The sequence below is a fragment of the Collinsella sp. AF39-11AT genome (assembly GCF_003474585.1).
GTDB lineage: Bacteria > Actinomycetota > Coriobacteriia > Coriobacteriales > Coriobacteriaceae > Collinsella.
This window is the reverse complement of record NZ_QROG01000020.1, coordinates 15,025-32,091: the sequence shown is the minus strand read 5'-3', so window position 1 is coordinate 32,091 and position 17,067 is coordinate 15,025. Positions and strand designations below refer to the sequence as shown.

Annotated in this window: 13 protein-coding genes; 3 read left to right on the top strand and 10 right to left on the bottom strand. The window is 60.7% G+C overall.

Annotated elements, in window-relative coordinates:
• Positions 1–176: 176 nt before the first annotated feature.
• The 5 genes from DW037_RS08165 to DW037_RS08145 form a co-directional block, all read right to left on the bottom strand.
• Positions 177–881 carry a transaldolase gene (locus DW037_RS08165; RefSeq protein WP_233503772.1) on the bottom strand — a complete coding sequence of 235 codons (705 nt, stop codon included), beginning with the start codon at positions 879–881 and terminating at the stop codon, positions 177–179.
• A 324-nt stretch (positions 882–1,205) separates the two neighbouring features.
• The gene (locus DW037_RS08160) at positions 1,206–2,597 is read right to left on the bottom strand and encodes a PTS ascorbate transporter subunit IIC (protein WP_089573144.1); all 1,392 of its coding nucleotides are present in this window, start codon (positions 2,595–2,597) and stop codon (positions 1,206–1,208) included.
• Positions 2,598–2,668: 71 nt separating this feature from the next.
• A complete protein-coding gene (locus DW037_RS08155; RefSeq protein WP_022094539.1) occupies positions 2,669–2,944 on the bottom strand; it encodes a PTS sugar transporter subunit IIB in 276 nt (91 codons plus the stop codon).
• Positions 2,945–3,019: 75 nt separating this feature from the next.
• Positions 3,020–3,466, bottom strand: coding sequence for a PTS sugar transporter subunit IIA (locus DW037_RS08150; RefSeq protein ID WP_117582968.1), 447 nt, complete (start codon positions 3,464–3,466; stop codon positions 3,020–3,022).
• 9 nt (positions 3,467–3,475) lie between these two features.
• Positions 3,476–4,186 (bottom strand): transaldolase, encoded by a 711-nt coding sequence (locus DW037_RS08145; RefSeq protein WP_117582967.1) that lies wholly within the window; start codon positions 4,184–4,186, stop codon positions 3,476–3,478.
• 348 nt (positions 4,187–4,534) lie between these two features.
• On the opposite strand from DW037_RS08145, the gene DW037_RS08140 reads away from it, so the two are divergent.
• Complete coding sequence (locus tag DW037_RS08140; RefSeq protein WP_158548938.1) at positions 4,535–5,326, top strand: DeoR/GlpR family DNA-binding transcription regulator; 792 nt, start codon at positions 4,535–4,537, stop codon at positions 5,324–5,326.
• 45 nt (positions 5,327–5,371) lie between these two features.
• Here the strand turns inward: DW037_RS08140 and DW037_RS08135 are convergent, their stop codons facing one another.
• Positions 5,372–6,199: an HAD-IIB family hydrolase gene (locus tag DW037_RS08135; protein ID WP_158551683.1), complete on the bottom strand. Its 828-nt coding sequence runs from the start codon at positions 6,197–6,199 to the stop codon at positions 5,372–5,374.
• A gap of 75 nt (positions 6,200–6,274) precedes the next feature.
• Here DW037_RS08135 and rlmKL point away from each other — a divergent pair, with 75 nt between their 5' ends.
• A complete protein-coding gene (gene rlmKL, locus DW037_RS08130; RefSeq protein ID WP_117629820.1) occupies positions 6,275–8,845 on the top strand; it encodes a bifunctional 23S rRNA (guanine(2069)-N(7))-methyltransferase RlmK/23S rRNA (guanine(2445)-N(2))-methyltransferase RlmL in 2,571 nt (856 codons plus the stop codon).
• Between the two features lie 95 nt (positions 8,846–8,940).
• Here the strand turns inward: rlmKL and DW037_RS08125 are convergent, their stop codons facing one another.
• The 4 genes from DW037_RS08125 to DW037_RS08110 all read right to left on the bottom strand — a co-directional run bounded on the left by DW037_RS08125 (position 8,941) and on the right by DW037_RS08110 (position 14,480).
• Entirely contained in the window at positions 8,941–9,654 is a 714-nt protein-coding gene (locus DW037_RS08125; protein WP_233505700.1) for a response regulator, read from the bottom strand.
• Between the two features lie 4 nt (positions 9,655–9,658).
• On the bottom strand, positions 9,659–11,284 hold the full coding sequence (locus DW037_RS08120; RefSeq protein WP_117629822.1) for an ATP-binding protein: 1,626 nt from the start codon (positions 11,282–11,284) through the stop codon (positions 9,659–9,661).
• A 136-nt stretch (positions 11,285–11,420) separates the two neighbouring features.
• Complete coding sequence (locus DW037_RS08115; protein WP_117629823.1) at positions 11,421–13,448, bottom strand: KUP/HAK/KT family potassium transporter; 2,028 nt, start codon at positions 13,446–13,448, stop codon at positions 11,421–11,423.
• A gap of 159 nt (positions 13,449–13,607) precedes the next feature.
• Positions 13,608–14,480 (bottom strand): nitroreductase family protein, encoded by an 873-nt coding sequence (locus tag DW037_RS08110; protein ID WP_117629824.1) that lies wholly within the window; start codon positions 14,478–14,480, stop codon positions 13,608–13,610.
• A gap of 213 nt (positions 14,481–14,693) precedes the next feature.
• Between DW037_RS08110 and DW037_RS08105 the strand changes: the two genes are divergently transcribed.
• Entirely contained in the window at positions 14,694–16,994 is a 2,301-nt protein-coding gene (locus DW037_RS08105; RefSeq protein WP_117629825.1) for an LTA synthase family protein, read from the top strand.
• The last annotated feature ends 73 nt before the right edge of the window (positions 16,995–17,067 follow it).

Genomic DNA, 17,067 nt, shown 5'->3' with positions numbered 1-17,067 from the left:
GCAGGCGGGGGTACCTTTGCCTACGGCAGGATATGGAAGCCGAGTGCTAACTTGCCGGCAAGCTCGTGTCGGCAGCCCCGGCCTTTCCTTTACCTAGCGCGACCCTCGCGAAGCGCGTGAGCGATAGGGAAAGGAAAGGCCGGGGCGAACAACCCGCGGCGCAGCCAGTGTTCGCGTTACGGCAGGATATGGAAGCCCAAAGCGGCGATATCCTTGGCAAAGCCGCGCACGGTATCGAGCGAAACCTCATACGGGTCGCGCCCGATGTTCTTGCGCTTGGCCAGGATACTGTTGGGCACCGTGATGATCTGACAACCGCAGGCCTCGGCCTGGTAGATGTTGATGAGCTCGCGCGTGGATGCCCACAGGACCTCGCAGTTGGGCTTGGCGGCGGCCGTCTTGACCGACTCCGTCACAAACGGAATGGGATCGACGCCGGTGTCGGCGATGCGACCGGCAAAGAGCGAGATGATGGACGGCGTCTCGGCGTCAACGGCCTCGACCATCTCGTCGACCTGCGTAGGCGTAAAGATGGTGGTGACGTTGACCTTGATGCCGTCGGCCGAAAGCTTGTGCACCAGCTCGGCGGTGGACTCGCCCTTGGTGGTCACGCACGGAATCTTGACGTAGACGTTCTCGGCCCAGGCAGCAATCTCGCGGGCCTCGACCTCCATGGTCTCGACGTCGTCGGCAAAGACCTCAAACGACACGGACACATCGGTGATGTGGGCCAGGACCTCCTTGGCAAACGCGCGGTAATCCGTCACGCCGCCCTTCTTCATAAGGGACGGGTTGGTCGTGAAACCCTGAACGTTGCCGCTCTCGTACATGTCGAGCATGCCCTCGAGGTTTGCACCGTCAGCGAACACCTTGATTGCCATCTGCCTGATTCCTTTCGTTAGCATACGGCCGATAAACTGCTAAACACTTTATCTACGTTTATCAAGGCGTGAACTGCGGTTTTTTATCTTCTCGGCGAACGGTTTTGCAGATTTACCATTTTTATATCGACGCCCCAGCGGCAAAACGTTTTTGCCGATCATTGCGTTTGATTCCGTTCACGGAACAGAAGCAGCGCCTCGCCGGCTCATATTCACAATCGCTCCAAAGCAAAAAGCGGTGACGCCTCGATTGAGACGTCACCGCTTCCGTGTAGGAGCCGGTTATCGGAGCTCCGCCCGATTAGGGCTTAACGTATGCCTGGATTACTCTTCCTCAACGTGATTGATCACAGCACCCTTGGTGTGGATGAAGTTGGGGACGAAGGCAACGACCAGAAGGACAGCGAGAATCGCGTAGACACCGGTGGTACCGAAGGCCTCGGCAGCGCGGCCAAGCGTAATACCAATGACGGAGAAATCGAAGTCGCCGAACGTAGTGTTCTTGAAGCCAAAGACGTCAAGAACGGGCAGGAGCAGGGCCGGGGCAAAGGTGATGAGCAGGCCGTTGACGAAAGCGCCAAGAGCTGCGCCCTTGCGACCGCCGGTAGCATTGCCGTAGATGCCCGCGGTAGCACCGCAGAAGAAGTGGGGAACCATGCCCGGGATGATGAAGATGCCCAGGGTAGCGCCCACGATGAACATACCGACCACGCCACCGATAAAGGAAGCGACAAAGCCGAGGATGACGGCGGTGGGAGCATAGGGGAAGAAGACGGCGCAGTCGACGGCGGGGATGGCACCGGGGATCAGCTTGTTGGAGATGCCCTGGAAAGCCGGGACCAGGTCGGCAAGGATCATACGAACGCCGTTATAGACGATGGTGACACCAACGGCGAAAGACAGAGCGCAGGTCAGGGCATAGACAATCACGTTGTCGCCACCAGCGGTCTTGGTAACGACCGCAGGATCTGCAATGTAAGCGGCGAAAGCGGTAACCAGGTAGAAGAAGGCCATGGTAAGAGCCGTGGAGATGGTAGTGTCGCGCAGGAAGGCGAACTTCTCGGGAACCTCGATCTTCTCGGTGCTGTTCTCCTCGGCGTCCTTAGCAAAAAGCGTACCGACTGCAGCGGAGATGTAATAGGCGAGTGAACCGAAGTGGCCCATGGCGATTTCATCGCCATCGGTAACCTTCTCGGTGAAACGCTGACCAACGGCGGGAAGCATAGCGCTCACGAGGCCCAGGAACATGCCGCCCACGATGACAAGCTGGACATCCTGGAAGCCAGATGCCTGCAGAACGGCAGACAGCAGGCAGGCCATAAACATGCTGTGATGGCCCGTCAGGAAGATGTACTTAAACTTGGTAAAGCGGGCAATGATAATGTTCACGACATAGCCGAGAATCAGGATCATCATGGTCTGAACGCCGAGGACGCTCTGAGCCATCGAAACGACGACCTCGTTGTTGGGCACGACGCCGGTGATGTGGAAACCGGTCTCGATGAAGGTACCCAGCGGAGCAAGGTTCTCCTGAACAACAGCGGCGCCGGCAGACAGCATGATGTAACCAAGAATGGGCTTCAGGGTGCCCGTCATCACCTTGTGGGCAGGACGCTTAAGCGCGACAAGGCCCACAAAGGCAAATAGACCCATAATCCACGCTGGCTTGGTCAGAATCGATTGGATAAACTCAAGTATGGGAAGGATGGCTTGCATCTGCGCTTCCTTTCTCTCTAACGTGGGCGCGTTTCCCTCTTCCACAGGGAACCGCCCTTTTTTGTGCCGCTTTAGGCGTTAGCGGCGGCCGCCTTGATTGCCTCGAGGGCGTCTTCGCGGATCTTCTTCTTGTTCACATAGCTGCGAACGATCACAACGTTGCCGTGGAGCTCGGGGGCGAGTTCCTTAACGGTGATGAACAGATCCGGATTTGCGGAAGAAGCACCGTTCAGGTCCATAGACTCAACGTCGGCCTTGATGCCCTCCTCCTCGCAAAGCTCCTCGACTTTGCCAGCGAGCATCAGGCTGGACCCGATGCCGTTTCCGCATACGGTGATGATATGCATGGCAACCTTCCTCTCCTACACGTGACGGTTTTCCGTCTATCCAAAAGCGGCGACGCATCGCCGTGCCATTAAGGCCTAAAAGAATGAACGCATGGTCTCCAAAACCTGCTCGGGCGTATCGCATGCGCTGAGCTTGGCAACGCAGTCCTCGTCCTCGAACATCTGCGAAAGCTCCGCCAAGCAGCCAAGATGAGCCTTGGGGTCGGGTGCGCAAATACCCACGAGCACGTGAACCGGATCGAAATCCTCGTGTCCAAACGCAACGGCTGGGTCAAGCGTGACGATACAGATTCCCGCTTCGCTCACATTGCCATCTGCCTGAGCGTGGGGCATGGCGATGCCCTCTTCCAAGACCATATAGGGGCCGAATTTGTGAACCGATGAAATCATGGCGTCAACATAGCTCTGATCGCATTTGCCAGCGTCTACGAGCAACTTACCGCATGCCCTGATCGCTTCCTCCCAGTCGGAGGCCTCGACGTGGCAGGCAACAAGCTCGGGCTTAAGAAGATCGGTCAGCATGCTCGTCCCCTACTCCTCGGGCAGGATATGAAAACCAAGCGCCTGAATGTCGCGGGCAAAACCCTTGACCGTATCAAGCGAGTACTCAAGCAAATCTTTCCCGAAATTCTTGCGCTTGGCAAGAAGGGCATTGGGGACCGTAATGATCTGGCATCCAACGGACTCCGCCTGGAAGATATTGAGGACCTCGCGCGTAGACGCCCAGAGAACCTCGGCAGCAGGCTTAACGGCAGCCTTCTTTACGGACTCCGCCATGAGGGGCAGCGGATCGACGCCGGTATCGGCAATGCGACCGGCGAAGATGGACAGAATAGAGGGGGTCTCAGCAGAGACGGCATCGACAAACTCGTCGACCTGTTCGGGCGTGAAGATCGTGGTGACATTCACCTTGATGCCGTCGGCAGAAAGGCGCTTGACCAGCGCGGCAGTGGACTCACCCTTGGTGTTGAGCGCCGGGATCTTAACGTAGACGTTGTCTGCCCAGGTTGCGATCTCGCGAGCCTCGGCTTCCATACCTGCCTCGTCGTCGGCGAATACCTCAAAAGAGACCGACACATCAGTAATGTGCTCAAGAACCGTCTTGGCAAAAGCGCGGTAGTCGGTCACGCCGCCGGCCTTCATAAGGGAAGGATTGGTCGTGAAGCCCTGAACGTTGCCATTGTCATGCATGTCAAGCATGCCCTCGAGGTCAGCGCCGTCGGCAAACACCTTGATCGCCATGTTCGGTCCTTTCTCATCTAACACTATTGCTATCGAAAGCCTTCTTCTTTGTTTCAAAAGCTTTTCGGTTTTCTTTTATAAACTATTTCAAAAGCTATCGAAAGCTCAATTGTCAACTTTCCGTGAACGGTCGAATATCGGGCGTGAACGTACTTCTTTTGGGCGGCACCTTCAGAATGAGACTCTTTATAGCCCGTTTACGTGCGAACTATCTGCTACGCATGCATTTGTGACATGCCATTCCGTTCTTTTGATTCATTCGAATTTGCCTTGTTCTTTTCATATCGATACGTTATATTTCGATTACGAAAGGCGCATCTTTTACCTTTTGTTCAAAAGGAGCGGCATATGGCATCTACTTCAGACCTTTCACCGGCCGAGCGTCAGCGATTTATCATGAATTGGCTGGCCGAAAAGCCAAATATCTCGGTATCCGACATCGTTCGCCGTTTTTCGGTTTCGGAAGTCACCGCACGGCACGACCTCATCTCGCTGGAATCCGAAGGCAAGCTGCGTCGCGTACGCGGCGGAGCGGTATCGCTTTCTCGCTCCAACGCAATCTCGTATCCCGAGGAGCGCATCAATGTCCAAGTCGAGGCCAAGGAGGCCATCGCCGCAACCGCAGCAACTCTTGTTGATGATGGCGATGTTCTGGTAATTGATATCGGCACCACAGGCTTTTACTTCGCTAAGGCCCTCATGGACAAGCGTGAGATCACCATTATCACCGGCGATCTTGCAATCGCGAACTACGCCAGCTTCAATCTCCCCAATGCTTCGGTAGTGCTGCTGGGCGGCTCCGTGCGCAAGGGGCACCTCTATCTCGCGGGCGCACTGACGCTCGACTGCATGAGCAAACTACATGCCGACAAGGCGTTTGTCAGTGCCGACGGATTCCACCCCGACCACGGCTTTACCGTCGAGCACGACTTCTCGGCCATGATCAAGCATATGTACCTTACCAACTCAAACCAGGGCTACATGATGGTTGACCAGGGAAAGTTCAACAAAACCAGTTTTTATCAGTCCGCGCAGATCGATGACCTCGACGGCATCATCGTTGATGGAGACGACGAGGGCATCATGACGGCGGCGATCGAGAGCAGTCGCAGTCATCCCAAGCTCTATATTGCAAAATAGCTCAAATGGCCGGGTCGCCCCCACTGCGGGCGACCCGGCCATTTATTAAATCAACCCAAAATGCTGCATCGCTGTGACGGTACCGTCGTGTGCGACATCGTCGGTCACGTAGTCGGCGAGCGCCTTGACTTCGGGCATGGCGTTGCCCATGGCGACAGCTGTCTCGACCGCAGCGAGCATACCCAGGTCGTTGCCCGAATCGCCAAAGCCAAAGGTGCGCGCATTTCCCGCGCGACCCAGATACTCCAGCGCCCGCGCCACGCCCACGCCCTTGTCGATGCCCTTGGGGCTCAGCTCGCGATTCTGACCACCGGTGTTGCACAGCTCAAACTCGCGCTCGATAAAGCCGTCATCGTTGGCTACGCGAGCCAGGTCGCACGCGTTAATGCACACCTTGCCTACGCGCAAGCGGCCATCGACGCGCATCTGATCAACGCCATGCACCACGCCGGCGCCTAGCAGAAATGACTGTTCGACACCAACTGGCTCAAGTGAATAGGTGGCACTGTTCGTCTCGAACAACGCCTCGCCGCCCGCCACAGTAATGCGACGCGCGAGCTCCTCAACAATGTCCTCGTCAATGCAGTCCTCGTGTGCCACGCGGCCCTCGACCTCTAGCGTGGCCCCCGCCATGGCAACGATACCCGCCGGGTTCAGCGCGCGCAGGCCATCGGCAATCAGCCACAAGGGGCGACCCGTGCAGATAAATGCCTTGTGCCCCGCATCGCGCAAACGGTGAAATGCCTCGATAACCGCCCGCGAGGGACGCACCGCCGTAAAGTCCTTATCGGTCATATCGTCGGGATCGAACGACGTCAGCGTGCCGTCCACGTCAAAAAAGAGCACAGCGGGTTCGGGACACGCATCAATCATATGGGTTCCTTTCGAGGATAAGGGCAAACGAAGCATCCATCATATAATGGAGCGACGCAACCAGAGAGGTCACCCATGGAATTTTACGCAAGCTGCCCCGAGGGCTTTGAGTCCGCACTCGCCGATGAGCTTAAACGCCTCGGACTTTCGCATGTTCGCCGGCTGAAGGGCCGCGCTACATTTGAGGGCGAGCTCGAAGAAGGTTACCGCGCCTGTCTGTGGTCGCGCCTGGCGAGCCGCGTGTTCGTGGTGCTCAGGCGCTTTGAGGCGCAGAATGCCGATGAACTGTACGATGCCGTTTACGACATTGCCTGGGAAAACATCGTCCGCTGCGGCGCCACCATTGCCATCACTGCCCGTGGTGTGACCGAGCAGCTGCGCAACACGCGCTTCTCTGCCCTGCGCGCCAAGGACGCATTGTGCGATCGCCTGGCCGAGACCACAGGCCGTCGCGCCGATGTCGATGCTGCCGACCCCGATGTCCACCTGCTGCTTTCGCTACGCCAGCGCCGTGCGAGCATAAGCCTGGACCTTTCGGGCGACCCGCTGTTCAAGCGCCTGCCGCCCGCCGCGACTCGCGCCGGCGAGGGCGCGCACGTGCTACGCCCCGACTACGCCGCCCTGGTGTTGGCGCAGGTCGGCTGGACCGCGCTGTGCGAGCGCGAGCTGACGGCCGACGACTACGAAAACGAGGCCCTACCTACGCTGATCGACGCCTCGTGCGCCGGCGGCGGCCTGCTGCTGGAGGCCGTGAACATCCTGACCGACCGCGCCCCGGGCGCCGCACGCGAGCGCTGGGGCTTTGAGGGCTGGCAGCTGCACGATGCCGCCCTATGGGAGCAGTTGCTTGCCGAGGCACGAGAGCGCGAGGCGGCAGCGCGCGAGCGCCAGGCACGCATCGTCGCCGTGGACATTGACCCTGCCGCCCGCAAGACCGCCGAGCGCATGGCCAAGTGCGCCGGTTACAAGCGCTTTGTCGATTTTTGCGCCGCCAAGCCCGCCACCGTGCTGGACCATGCGGGCGCTGTCGCCGGCGCCGCCCTCGTCGCGGATACGACCGAGACACCGCTGTCGCTTATGCATGACGCCATGACGCTGGTCGGCGAGCTGCGCCGCGCGCCCGAGCTTGCTTCGGCACCGGTCGCCGCGCTCACCCGCGACGGCCTGCTGGCCCGCGCGCTCCATGCCGAGCCCGCGCGCTCCATTGCCGTCATGCCCAACAACGAAGAGGCGACTATCGAGGTTTGGCCCTCGCTCGACCACGCCGCCGCAGCGTTTGAGGCTGCGACCAGCGCGGATGCCGAGGCCGAGGTTGCGGATGCCAACGACGTCATCAGCGACGAAGCCGCCAGCACCCCCATGCCCGAACCTGCCGCCACGCTCGACCTGGGCGACGGCAAGCCGCTGCCCGTGCTCATCCCCGAATCCGAGCAGTTCGCCAACCGCCTGCGCAAGAACGCTCGCCTGCGCCGCAAGTGGGCCAAGCGCGAGGGCGTGAGCTGCTACCGCGTCTACGATGCCGACCTGCCCGACTACTCCGCCGCCATCGATCTGTACGAGGGTTGCCCGCAGACGCCGGGCCGCTGGCTCGTCATCGCCGAATACGCCGCGCCCAAGACCATCGACCCCGCACTGGCCCAGGCCCGCATGCTCGACATTCTGGCCATCGCGCCGCGCATCCTAGATGTTCCCGCCGAGCACGTGCACGCCAAGGCCCGCATGCGTTCGCGCGGCGGCTCGCAGTACGGTAAGCAGGGCGCCGGCAAGGGCGGCTCGGGCGAGCGCGCCAACATTGCGCGCCGTCGCCTACCGCTCATCGAGGAAGGCGGCCTCACCTTTGCCGTCAACTTTGACGACTACCTGGACGTGGGCATCTTCTTGGACCACCGCGTCACGCGCAATCTGGTGCGCGAGCACGCCAAGCAGGCGCGCCGCTTCCTCAACCTGTTTGCCTACACCGGCACTGCCACCTGCTATGCGGCAGACAGCGGCGTCGAGGAGACCGTGACGGTCGACCTCTCCAACACCTATCTGGACTGGGCCGAGCGCAACATGCGCCAGAACGGCTTTGTGGGGCCTCAGCATCATTTTGTGCGCGACGACGTGCTCGCCTGGATTCGCGACCAGCGCCAGACGCGCAACCGCTGGGACCTGATCTTTGTCGACCCGCCCACGTTCTCGAACTCGTCCAAGATGGGCCGTCGCACCTGGGATGTTCAGCGCGACCATGTTGAGCTTTTGGCCGGCGTATCGCGCCTGCTCGCGCAGGGCGGCCATGCCATCTTTAGCTGCAACCTGCGCGGTTTCCGCCCCGAGACGCGCAAGCTCGCGCGCGCAGGCGTGGTGCTGGAGGACATTACGGAGCAGACCATCCCCGAGGATTTCGCGCGCAACCAGAAGGTGCACCACTGCTACATCGTGCGCCGCCTGCCCATCGAGGACGCCATGGCCGAGGTCGGCTTTAGCGCCGAGGAAATTGCTGAGCGCGTCGAGGAACTGCGCAACCCCGGAGCCCGCAAGCCTCGCGCAGCATCGCCCGCGCACGCGCAGGCCGGCGTCCGAGGACCGCACGGCGACGACAAGCCCGCCTGCTCAGGCAAGCCCAAAAAGAAGAAGTTCTACGCCAGCAAGCCCAAGGGCAAATAAACAAAGTTGCGGTGGAATAGTCCCTAAAAATGCCTGGTAAAGGCCCAAACAGGAACTATTTCACCGCAACTCATATTGGGATGATGGTTGGCGATCTAGCCTTGGATGACCAGGCGGTAGCCGATGCCCACGTGCGTTTGGATATAGTGCGGGTGCGCGGGATCGGACTCGATCTTTTTGCGCAGCGTACCCATAAAGACGCGCAGGCTCGCCAGGTCGCTCTTGGTCGCCGTGCCCCAGATCTCGTGCAGGATAAATTGGTGCGTCAGCACCTTGTCGGCGTTGTGTGCCAGCAGGCACAAGAGCTTGTACTCGATCGGCGTCAGATGCAGTTCCTCGCCATCCATCGTGGCGATGCCGGCATCAAAATCGATATGCAACTCGCCGGTATCGAACGAGCCCTCGGAGACAACACCGCCCGCCTGCGCATACGAAAGGCGCCTGAGCGTGGTGCGAATGCGCGCGAGCAGCTCCTCGACCGAAAACGGCTTAGTCAGGTAGTCATCGGCGCCGGCATCGAGCGCTCGGATCTTGTCCGCGTCCTCGCTGCGTGCCGAGACCACGATGATCGGCATGCCCGACCACGCGCGCACCGACTCCACCACCTTGACGCCGTCCATATCGGGCAGGCCCAGATCGAGCAGCACAATGCTCGGCGCCTGCGACGAAGCGGCGGCGATGGCGGCGTGGGCGGTCTCCACAGCCATATGGCGCAAACCGTGCGCCTCGAGCGCGGCAACGATAAGGTTGCGGACGGCGGGATCGTCCTCAACGACCAAGATAAGCGGTTTCACAGCAGAGTTCGGCACAGTGTTACTCCTTATCAAACGAAACATCGGCGGCAGGAAGCTCAATCGTAAAGACAGAGCCGTGCGGGTCCGCCGCGGCAACCCCTATGCTACCGCCATGCGCCAGCGCAATGGAGCGGCAGAGCGAAAGCCCCAGACCCACACTGCGGCAGCTATCGGCTAGGCCATGGTTGGCGATATAGAACGACTCAAAGATTCGCTCGCGGTCCTCGGGCGCAATGCCCGGGCCGTCATCGGCAACCGAGCACGCCACGCATCCATCATGGACGCCAATCGAGATCACGATATGCGAGCCTGCGGGCGTATAGGTAATGGCGTTGTTCACCAGATTGACCACCAGCTGCACCATCAGGCGCGCGTCGACGTTGACGAGCGCCGGCTCATCGCACGCCACTACCTTAAGGTCGTGCTCACGTACGGCCGGGTTTACGTGGCGCAGCGCCTCCTCGACGATATCGTCCATGAGCTCGAGCGTGGTCGACAGATGCATGCCGCCGCCCTCGAGCTTGGTAATGGCGAGCAGGTTCTCGACGGTGGCGTTGAGCCATTGCGCGTCCGAGCGAATGGATAGGAGCAGGCCGCGGCGCGTCTGGTCGTCGAGCACGGCCGTGCCAGTCGAGCCCTGGTCGAGCAACACGTCGGCATTGCCCGAGATACTGGTAAGCGGCGTGCGCAGATCGTGCGAGATGGAGCGCAGCAAGTTGGCACGCAGCTGCTCGTTTTTAGCGAGCACCGCCGCCTCCTCGCGGGCCTCCATGGCGCGGGCGCGATCGAGAGCCAGCTCGCCTTCGCTCACGATGGCATCGGCAAGCGTCCGCTCCTCGGACGTCAGCGCATCGGGCTCGGCGACAATGGCGAGCACCCCCACCACCGAGGCGGGATCACCCGCGCGCACCATGGTGTCGCCCGAGTGCACGGTCAGGTATATGCCAAAGAACGCCGAGCCGCCATAGGTGGCATCGAGCGGCGTTCCCACATAGGCGGATGCCGAGAGCCGTGGCGGCATCTGCGGCGCCAGCTCGTGCACCGGCGCGGCATCGCCCACGGCCGTGTACATCGTGCGCGGCAGCAGGTCATCGTCGTCGACATCGGCGCTATACCACACGACCGGACAGTCCGAAAGACGCGCCAGTTGCGTTGCCATAGCATGCACAATCTGTTGCTGATCGCCGCACCGCTGCAGCATGCGGTTGGTCTCGAGCACCATCTGCGTGCGACGGTCGCTGGCGGCAGCCTGCGCCAAGGCGCGGCGCAGGGCCAGCGCAATCGAGCTCGACACGAGCGAGACCACAAACATGATAAAGAACATGCCGGGATAGACGCGGTCGATGAGCGACAGCGAGTAGCGCGGGTCGACAAACAAATAGTTGTAGAGCGCCACGGCGGCAGCCGAGCTCAGCAGGCAATACAGGCGGCTCCAGGTAAAGAATGCGCACAGCTGCACGGCAAACACATAGACGATCATGATGCTCGGCGCGAGACCCGGACGGTCGAGCAGCGCGCCCACAATCGTCGCCGCGACCAGCAGCCCCGCTGATACGCAGGCGTCATACAGAGGGCTGCGACGCGTCAGCGTCGTGCGCCGCCACCAAAAGTTCTCGGCAATATCGCCGTCCGTATGGACGTCCATCAGCGCACCGCCCCTCTCTCAAAAACAAAAACCACCACAAAGGGGACAGGCACCTTTGTGGTGGTGGCCTCCTTGTGGTGGTTTCAAGTGTATAGCCTTTGCAGCCCGCAGTCGCTAGACAAACAGCAGACGTCGACTACGGGCGCTCGTCGGGAGCCAGGCGCTGCATCTTGCTCACGGCCTTAAACTTGGTGAACAGCGGCACGTACTCAAAGCTCACGTTGGAGTTCTCCAGGCCGTACCAGCGCGCGGGAGTGCCGGCAGCGCGGCGGATGATGTACTTGAGCGTGATGGCCGTACGCTCGCTGGGCTCCACGTCGCTTTCGGGCGCCAGCAGCTTGCGGATCATGACGAACTTAAACGTGCCGATGTTGCCCGGATCCTTGTAGACCGAGTAGTCATGCGTCTGTGCCGGCAGCTCGCCGCTGGCAGCCAGATCCTGAACAACCTGACGCAGATAGGCATTGACGCGCTGGTTGATCTTGTAGCCCAGATACAGATGCACGCGGAACACGTAGTCGGTGCCGAACGTCTCGACCGAGTAGGCAAAGGTATGCGGCTCCTCCATGGTCTCGACATTCACGAACCACCAGGCGCGAGCGCGCTTGGGGTGCTTGTCCAAGATCGAGTAGACGATATCGCGGTCGATGTAGTCGGTATTGGTGTCCTTGGTCAGGTACACGATGTTGTCACTCATAAGCTCGTAGCGATCGTCGTCGCGCAGGCGCTTGAGCTGCGGCAGGTAGCTGCGCAGCGGCAGCAGCGTAAACTGGCGCTGCTCAACAGCCGTACCGTTGTACCAGCACACCATGATGCCCATGATGAGCGCGGCCATGAGGATGGTGAAATAGCCACCGTGGAAGAACTTGGTGAGTGAGCTCACGAAGAAGAAGCCTTCGAGCAAAAGGAAGAAGGCCGCGAAGATCCACGGAGCAACCTTGAGCTTGCGCTCCTCATGCAGGTAGAAGAAGAGCAGCAGCGTGGTGCACATCATAGTCAGCGTAATGGCAAGGCCGTAGGCGGCTTCCATATGCGCCGAGTTCTGGAACAGCAGCACCACGATGACGCAGCCGACAAGCATGACGTTGTTGACCATGGGGATGTAGAGCTGGCCCTTGGTCTCGGCAGGATAGAAGACCTGCATATGCGGCATGAGGTCCAGGCGGCTGGCCTCGGACACCAGCGAGAATGCGCCGGTGATGAGCGCCTGCGAAGCGATGATGGCCGCGACGGTGGAAAGGCCGACGGCAAAGGGACGCAGGCCCGGGGTGAGCATCTGGTAGAAGGGGTTGAGGTCGGCGATGCCCATGAGCTCCGGGTTGCCGGCGTTGTTGATAAGCCACGCGCCCTGGCCCATGTAGGACAGCAGCAGGCAGCACTTAACAAACGGCCAGGTGGCGTAGATGTTGCCGCGGCCCACATGGCCCATGTCGGAATAGAGCGCCTCGGCACCGGTGGTGGCCAGGAAGCAGCTGCCCAAGATCATGATGCCCGCATGGTTGTTGGGGCTCAGCAAAAAGCCGATGCCACGCAGCGGGTTGAGGCACAAAAGCACCGCGGGATACTGGAAGACAAAGAACAGACCCGTACCGCCCAGGAACAAAAACCACAGCGTCATGATGGGGCCAAAGGCGTGGCCAATCTTGGCCGTGCCGATGCGCTGCACCAAGAAGAGCGCGATGATGATGGCGAGCGTGATGGCGACAACGCGGCCCTGGTCGTCACCGAGCACGGCGTGGACCGCCGGAATGGTGCGCAGGCCCTCGATGGCCGTGGTCACGGTAACGGCCGGCGTCAGGATACCGTCGGCGAGCAGTGCCGCGCCGCCCAGCATGGCGGGGATGATAAGCCACTTGCCGCAGCGCTTGACCAGGCTGTACAGGGCAAAGATGCCGCCCTCGCCGTGGTTGTCGGCGCGCAGCGAGATCAGCACGTACTTGACGGTCGTCAGCAGCGTGACCGTCCACACGACAAGGGAGAGCGCGCCGAGCACGAACTCCTGCGTGACGCTTCCGATGCCGCCGTTGCCGGCAACGAGCGCCTTGGTTACATACATGGGGCTGGTGCCGATATCGCCGTACACCACGCCCAGCGTGACGAGCATCGCCGAGATGCTCACAGGAATCGCAGCGTGCGAGGCTACTTCCTTTGCCTTTTGTTCCATAAGCCAGTTTCCTCCCAATTTTAACGTTCGACGGGATTATAGGTAATCAGCCCATGTTTGAATGGTACTGTTTTCCCAGCTAAATAAACATTTATGCGGCCTTTAGGCCACCGCGGCGATATGGAATGTGACAAAGGGACAGTCCCTTTGTCACATTCGTCATTTTCCGAGCCAGTTCTTGAACCACCACTCCATGGAGCGGCTCATCTCGGCCATAAAGGGACTCGTGTGCTTACGGGTGTAGATATCGACGACGCGCTCGCCCACCTCGCGGGCGTGCGGGCGAAACATCGCGTCCATCTCGGCCACCTGCGCATCCAAGGTCGCGGCGTCGGCGCGACAATAACGCTCCTCATGCACCAGGTTCACCACGGGATGCGCGATCGCCGGGCGCTCCTTGCGGGGCGTGCCGATGATGAGCATCGACAGCGGCATGGTATAGGGAGGCAAGTCCAGCAGCGCGGCGACTTCCTCGGCGTTCTCGACGACATCGCCGATATAGCAGCTCCCCAGCCCCAGGGCCTCGGCGGCAACCACGGCGTTTTGAGCGGCGATCATGGCATCCTGTGCCGCGATGGCAAAGTCGCCCAGGCCCGGCGCACGACGGGGCGACTTGCCCGTGCGCTCGACAAACTCGGGCTCAAAGCAACCCACATGCTCAAACAGATCGATCCACTTGGCATAGTCGACTACAAATATGAGTGCCCAGGGCGCCTTGGCGATCATGGGCTGATGATCGCACAGGTCGGCCAGGCGGTCCAATGTGGCCTGCTCACGAATGCTCACGATGGAATACATCATCATGGCGCCTGCCGACGGCGCACGGCTCGCCGCATGCAGAATCGCCGCCCGCTGTTCGTCGGTCACCGCCACGGGACGGTCATCGTCATCACGCGCGAAGGCACGCGTAGACGAGCGATGCTCCAAGATGTCCAGCACCGCGTTGCCCGTAGTCTCGACCGGATAGCCGTATGTATCCACGACCGCAGCTCCGTCGCTGCCCATGTCCGCCTTGCAAACCTGCTCGCTCATCGCCCTACCCTCGCCATTTCTTTAAGAAGCCTTTACGTTTCCGTGTAATTCCCGTCCATTATCGCGCAGGTCGCCGCTACATTGCGCAACACCGCCACGCACGCGCGTTATTATGGCTGGTTGTTGTGCGCAGTCACCAAATGCAGCGCATATCTTGGTAACAATCGGGTAAACCCCCGCTTTCGTAGGTTTTAGTTTGTGAGGAGTCTCAGCATGTTCGCTGCCGCCATCTCGCTCGTCGGTCTTGCGGCGACCGTCTACCTTGTCTTGCGCGAGGCCAAGGCCATTCGCGCTCAGTCGGGCACCGTTGCCAAAAGCGCTCTTGGATGGAGCGTCGCCTTCGGCCTGTTCCAGCTCTTTTTGACCGTCTGGGGCGCCATTGGCCTCGTCGCCCAAAACGAGCCGCTCGCCTTTGTGATGCTCATCCTGACCAACGCCATCCTCACCGGCTGCGCTTGGGCCAGCATCGCCCGCGACCGTATCGCCCCGCGCGTCTTTGCGTTTGCCGCGCCCGATGCCCCCGCCCTCACCGGCAAGCTCGCCCGCCTGCGCGGCGCCTTTGTGGGCAAACCGCTCGTCGCCGCCGTCTTGTGCCTACTGCTCGCCGGCGTCTTTGCGCTGCTGGGCATGGAGGTCTCGTCCAACCACGACTTTACCTGGATCTACCCCCTGTGCATTCTGCTCGAATGGGCCATTATCACCGTGCTCATGGTCGGCTTGTTCTTCCTATTCCAGCGCCACGGCGCAGCTCCCGCGGTCCTGGCCTTCGCCCTCTTTGTCCTGGGCATTGCCGAGTTTTTCGTCATCACGTTTAAATCCATGCCCATCCAGCCGGGCGACCTTTCGGCCATCTCCACCGCCGCCGCGGTCGCCGGCAACGGCTACACCTTCTCGATCTCGCTGTTCTGCGTGCTGTCCATGGGCTTTACCGCCATCGCCATGCTGCTGTGCGAGTACGCCGGCCTGGTGGCACCGCACCGTCAGAAGGGTGCCGCCAACGCCAAGCGCATGCTGCTCACCAACCTGCTCGTGGCAGTGCTGTGCCTGGGCGGCGTAACCGCGCATGTCACGCTCATCGACTACTACAACACCCTCGGCATCACCGTCTACACCTGGCGCCCGCTCGAGAGCTACTGGCGCGAGGGCTACCTGCCCGCTTTCATTAGCGCAGCGCAGTCCATCAAGCCGCCCAAACCCGCCGACTACTCCGTCGACGATGCCAAGGCCACGCTCAAAAAGTACGCCAAGGCCTACGACAAGTCCGACGCGGCCAAGAGCGACGAGCGCGCCGCCGCAAAGGAGCAGTTCGACAGCGAGAAGCCCACGGTCATCGCCATCATGAACGAGACCTTCTCGGATCTGTCAATCTACCAGAACATGCGCGCCGGCTACGAGGGCCCGCAGTACTTTAAGAGCCTGTCCAACTGCCTCAGCCGTGGCAAGCTCTACGTGAGCGCCTACGGCGGCGGTACCGCCAATACCGAGTTTGAGTTTATGACCGGCAACTCCATGGCCAACCTGGGCTCGGGCGTGTACCCCTACACCATCTACAACATGGAAACGACCGGGAACCTGGCAGAGCAGTTCAAGTCGCTCGGATATTCCACCACGGCCATGCACCCCAACCACGCGACCAACTGGAACCGCGAGAACGTCTACAAGGACTTTGGCTTTGACCAGTTCCTGTCCATCAACGACTTCCAGGGTGCCGACACCCTGCGCGGCATGGTGACCGACCAGGCGACATACGACAAGATTCTTGAGCTGCTCGACCAGAACGCCGACCCGCAGTTCATCTTCGACGTGACCATGCAGAACCACTCGGGCTACGACACGGGCCTGCTGCCGGTCGACAAGCAGATGCACCTGAACATCGACACGACCGACCTGGATGCCAAGACCGTCGAGGATGGCACGCTGTCCGATGTCGACGAGTATGTCTCGTGCATCGAGCAGTCCGATCAGGCGCTGCGCTACTTCCTCAACGCCCTGAGCAAGCTCGACCGTAAGGTGGTCGTGGTGTTCTGGGGCGACCATCAGCCGTTCTTCCCGTCCAAGTTCAACGATAAGTGGTTTACCGGCGAGGACGACGCCACCCACCAGGAACGCTTGTGGCAGACCGACTACATCATCTGGGCTAACTACGACGTTGCCGGTTGCGACCAGACGAGTGAGGTCGACGACCTGTCCACCAACTATCTGTCCACCCAGCTGATGCAGCTGATCGGCGCACCGCTGACCGACTACCAGAAGGCGCATATGACATTGCGCGAGTCGCTGCCCGCCATCAACTCCGTCGGCTACGAGGACGCCAGCCTGCGCTGGGCGCTCTCCTCCAACGTCACCGGTGATGACGCCGTCGCCGCTGCTGCCACCAAGGCGCGCGAGGATTACGCCAAGATGCAGTATTACGAAATGTTCCGCGACGGCAAGAACGTCTACACCGAGCACTTCCAGACCGAGGCCAACGAAACCGACCCTAACTTGGCACCGGGTACGACCAAGATCAAATAGCGGCTAGCTGCGAGTTCATAACTGAAACGTCTGTCCGGGCGGAGGCATATAAGGTTCCCTGCTCGGACAGTCC

Coding starts and splice junctions, on each gene's coding strand:
- DW037_RS08165 (WP_233503772.1), bottom strand. CDS start 881: ATGGCAATCAAGGTGTTCGCTGACGGTGCAAACCTCGAGGGCATGCTC.
- DW037_RS08160 (WP_089573144.1), bottom strand. CDS start 2,597: ATGCAAGCCATCCTTCCCATACTTGAGTTTATCCAATCGATTCTGACC.
- DW037_RS08155 (WP_022094539.1), bottom strand. CDS start 2,944: ATGCATATCATCACCGTATGCGGAAACGGCATCGGGTCCAGCCTGATG.
- DW037_RS08150 (WP_117582968.1), bottom strand. CDS start 3,466: ATGCTGACCGATCTTCTTAAGCCCGAGCTTGTTGCCTGCCACGTCGAG.
- DW037_RS08145 (WP_117582967.1), bottom strand. CDS start 4,186: ATGGCGATCAAGGTGTTTGCCGACGGCGCTGACCTCGAGGGCATGCTT.
- DW037_RS08140 (WP_158548938.1), top strand. CDS start 4,535: ATGGCATCTACTTCAGACCTTTCACCGGCCGAGCGTCAGCGATTTATC.
- DW037_RS08135 (WP_158551683.1), bottom strand. CDS start 6,199: ATGATTGATGCGTGTCCCGAACCCGCTGTGCTCTTTTTTGACGTGGAC.
- rlmKL (WP_117629820.1), top strand. CDS start 6,275: ATGGAATTTTACGCAAGCTGCCCCGAGGGCTTTGAGTCCGCACTCGCC.
- DW037_RS08120 (WP_117629822.1), bottom strand. CDS start 11,284: ATGGACGTCCATACGGACGGCGATATTGCCGAGAACTTTTGGTGGCGG.
- DW037_RS08115 (WP_117629823.1), bottom strand. CDS start 13,448: ATGGAACAAAAGGCAAAGGAAGTAGCCTCGCACGCTGCGATTCCTGTG.
- DW037_RS08110 (WP_117629824.1), bottom strand. CDS start 14,480: ATGAGCGAGCAGGTTTGCAAGGCGGACATGGGCAGCGACGGAGCTGCG.
- DW037_RS08105 (WP_117629825.1), top strand. CDS start 14,694: ATGTTCGCTGCCGCCATCTCGCTCGTCGGTCTTGCGGCGACCGTCTAC.